This window comes from Actinomadura sp. 6K520 (genome assembly GCF_004349245.1).
Classification (GTDB): Bacteria; Actinomycetota; Actinomycetes; order Streptosporangiales; family Streptosporangiaceae; genus Spirillospora.
This window is the reverse complement of record NZ_SMLC01000324.1, coordinates 1-3,865: the sequence shown is the minus strand read 5'-3', so window position 1 is coordinate 3,865 and position 3,865 is coordinate 1. Positions and strand designations below refer to the sequence as shown.

The 3,865-nt window shown below is 73.2% G+C and carries 2 protein-coding genes; both read left to right on the top strand.

Translation table 11 applies throughout. The features are described from left to right. The first annotated feature begins 89 nt into the window (after nt 1–89). Nucleotides 90–2,048, top strand: a complete 1,959-nt coding sequence (locus E1289_RS36730; protein ID WP_131988659.1) for a M4 family metallopeptidase — start codon at nt 90–92, stop codon at nt 2,046–2,048. 74 nt (nt 2,049–2,122) lie between these two features. Beyond that, the gene (locus E1289_RS36725) at nt 2,123–3,646 is read left to right on the top strand and encodes a M28 family metallopeptidase (RefSeq protein ID WP_131988657.1); all 1,524 of its coding nucleotides are present in this window, start codon (nt 2,123–2,125) and stop codon (nt 3,644–3,646) included. Nucleotides 3,647–3,865 lie beyond the last annotated feature (219 nt).

Genomic DNA, 3,865 nt, shown 5'->3' with positions numbered 1-3,865 from the left:
GGTCGTCGTAGTAGCGGTCGTAGGAGACGTGCTGGAGGCCGCGCAGGCCGGACCCCCGCACCCTCGCCGCCGCCGCGGCCGACCGCCTCGTGGCCGCGCAGCCCGCGGAGTTCAAGAAGGCCCCCGAAGAGAAGATCGTCCGGCGCGGGGTCACCTCCGGCCTGCGCGGCCTCCAGCACGTCTCCTACGACCGCTACTACGACGACCTGCCCGTGTACGGCGGCGACTTCGTCGTCACCACCGACGCCGCCGGCGGGGTGCTCAGCACGTCCCTCGGCCAGACGCGGCAGCTCGACGTCTCGACCGAGGCGGCGGTTCCGGCGGCGCGGGCGGCGAAGACGTCCCGCGCCCGCGTGTCCGAGGTCGAGAGCGCGTCCGCGCCCCGCCTGATGGTCCTCGCCGAGGGTACGGGACGCCTCGTCTACGAGACGGTCGTCACCGGCACCCACGAGAAGGCGCCGACGAAGCTGCACGTGTACGTGGACGCCGAGACCGGCAAGGTCGTCGAGACCTGGGACGAGGTCCGCGACGCCGCCGCGGCCGACGACCAGAGCCACTACCACGGCACCGTCGACATCAGCACCGCCGCGACCTCGATGACCGACCCGCTGCGTTCCGGCGTCCGGTGCGGCGGCCAGAACGGCTCCACCTACACCGGCACCGACAGCGCCTGGGGCAACGGCAGCGGCACCAACCTGGAGACCGCCTGCGTCGACGCCATGTACGCCGTCCAGAAGCAGTGGGACATGCTGGGCGGCTGGCTCGGCCGCAACGGCATCAACGGCAGCGGCGGCGGCTTCCCCATGCGCGTCGGCCTGAACCAGGCCAACGCGTACTGGAACGGCAGCTACACCAACTACGGCCGCAACTCGGCCGGCACCCGCCAGGCCACGGGCGCCGACGTCGTCGCGCACGAGAACGGCCACGCCGTGTTCAGCACCACGCCCGGCGGCGCCGGCGGCGGCAACGGCAACGAGAAGGGCGGCATCAACGAGTCGGCCGGCGACATCTTCGGCGCGCTGACCGAGCACTACATGAACGAGCCCGCCAACCTCGACCCGCCGGACTACCTGGTGGGCGAGGAGGTCGACCTGGTCGGCAACGGCCCCATCCGGAACATGTACAACCCGGCCGCGCTGGGGGACCCGAACTGCTACTCGTCCTCGATCCCGCGCACCGAGGTGCACGCCGCCGCGGGCCCGCAGAACCACTGGTTCTACCTGCTCGCCGAAGGGTCGAACCCCTCCGACGGCCCGGCCAGCCCGACGTGCGACGGCTCGACCGTCACCGGCATCGGGATCCAGAAGGCCGGCCAGATCTTCATGGGCGGCCTGAACCGCAAGGTGACGAACTGGAGCCACGCCAGGGCGCGGGTGGAGACGGTCAACGCCGCGCTGGAGCTGTTCCCCGGCTCCGCCACCGAGTGCAACGCGGTGAAGGCGGCCTGGAGCGCGGTCAGCGTCCCGGCGCAGAGCGGCGAGCAGCCCTGCGGCGGCGGCCAGGAGCCGCCGGACACGGTCTTCTCGGACGGCTTCGAGTCCGCGCAGGGCTGGACGACCGACCCTGACGGCACCGACACCGCGACGGCGGGCGCCTGGGAACGCGGCACCCCGCAGCCGACCAGCTGGTCCGGGACGAGCCTGCAGCTCGCCGCCGCCGGCGGCAGCGCCGGCCTGGCCACCGGCGCCGCGGCCGGGTCGGCCGCGGGCGGCAACGACCTGGACGGCGGCGTGACGACCGCCCGGTCACCGGCGATCGCCCTTCCGGCCGGGTCCCTGTCGCTGCGCTTCTCCTGGTACCTCGCCCACCTCAACAACAGCTCGGCGGACGACTACCTGCGGGTCCGCGTCGTCGGGCCGAACGGGTCGAGCACCGCGCTGAGCGCGGGCGGGGCCGCCACCAACCGGGCCGGATCGTGGCAGACGGCCACGTACGACCTGTCGGCGTACGCGGGCCAGAGCGTCCGCCTCGTCGTCGAGGCGGCCGACGCCGGAACGGCCAGCCTCGTCGAGACCGGCCTCGACAACGTCCAGATCACCGCTTCCTGACCGCCCCCCGCCCGCGGCCCGTGACGGGGCCCGCTCCCCCGTCACGGGCCGCGTCCCCACCTGGAGGAAACACCATGAGATCGCGCAAGATGGCCACCCTGGGGGCGGCCGCCCTGCTTGTCGCCGCCTTCCTGCCGGGCGCCGCGTCGGCCGCGCCCCCGGCCGCGGCGCTGGCCGCGCCCGACATCCCGATCGCGAACGTCAAAACACACCTGACGCAGTTCCAGAACATCGCGAACGCCAACGGCGGCAACCGCGCCCACGGCCGCCCCGGCTACCGCGCCTCCCTCGACTACGTGAAGGCGAGGCTGGACGCGGCCGGATACCAGACCGCCATCCAGTCGTTCACCTACCGCAGCGCCACCGGCTACAACCTGATCGCCGACTGGCCGGGCGGCGACACCAACGACACCCTGATGGTCGGCGGCCACCTCGACGGCGTCACCGCGGGCCCCGGCATCAACGACAACGGCTCCGGCTCCGCGGCGATCCTGGAGACCGCGCTCGCCGTCGCCCGGACGGGCTACCAGCCGGACCGGCACCTGCGGTTCGCCTGGTGGGGCGCCGAGGAGCTCGGCCTGATCGGCTCGACGCACTACGTCAACAACCTGTCGTCCAGCGAGCGGTCGAGGATCGGCGGCTACCTCAACTTCGACATGGTCGGCTCGCCCAACGCGGGCTACTTCGCCTACGACGGCGACGGCTCCAGCGGCAGCGGCGGCCCCGCCGGCTCCGCCGAGATCGAGCGGGTGCTGCGCGGCCACTTCGCGACGATCAACGTGCCCGTCCAGGACACCGCGTTCGACGGACGCTCCGACTACGGCCCGTTCATCCGCGTCGGCATCCCCGCCGGCGGGCTCTTCACGGGCGCGGAGGGACGCAAGACGACCCAGCAGGCACAGCTCTGGGGCGGCCAGGCCGGGGTGGCGTTCGACCGGTGCTACCACGCCTCCTGCGACACCACCGCCAACATCAACGACACCGCGCTGGACCGCAACTCCGACGCCATCGCCCACGCCGTCTGGACGCTGGGCGGGGAGGGCGGCACGCAGGAACCGCCTGGGGACGTCGTCTACTCCGACGACCTTGAGACCAACACGGGCTGGACGGCCGACCCGGGCGGCACCGACACCGCGACGGCGGGCACCTGGGAGCGCGGCGCACCGCAGCCGACGAGCTACTCGGGCACCGCCCTCCAGCTCGCCGCGGCGAACGGCAGCGGCGCGCTGACCACCGGCGCGTCCGCGGGCGCGTCCGCCGGGGCGAACGACCTCGACGGCGGCACCAGCACCATCCGGTCGGGCCAGATCGCCCTCCCCGCCGGGACGCGGACCCTGTCGTTCTCCTGGTACCTCGGCCACCTGGACAACAGCTCGTCGTCCGACTACCTGCGGGTGTCGATCGTGGGGCCGAACGGGTCCACGACCGTCCTGAACCAGCCGGGCGCCGCGACCAACCGGGCGGGCTCCTGGCGGACGCACGAGGCCGACGTCACCGCGTACGCCGGGCAGACCGTCCGCATCCTCGTGGAGGCCGCCGACGCCGGCACCGCAAGCCTCGTCGAGGCCGGCGTCGACGGCATCGCGTTCCGCAGCTGATCGCCCCGACGGCGCAGCTCAGAGGCCGGTTTCAGAATTTTGAACGGCTCCGTTCAGCGCCGTTGAAAATCCAGTGGCGGCTTGATCCGTTGACACTGCCCGGCCGCCACGATGCAATTTTGGACAGCCCCTCTCCACCCCCAGGGCTGACCGCAGGCGGCCGCACGGGACGAATCTCGGCCCGGCCCGTGCGCCCGCCCCGCACCGGGGACCCCGCCC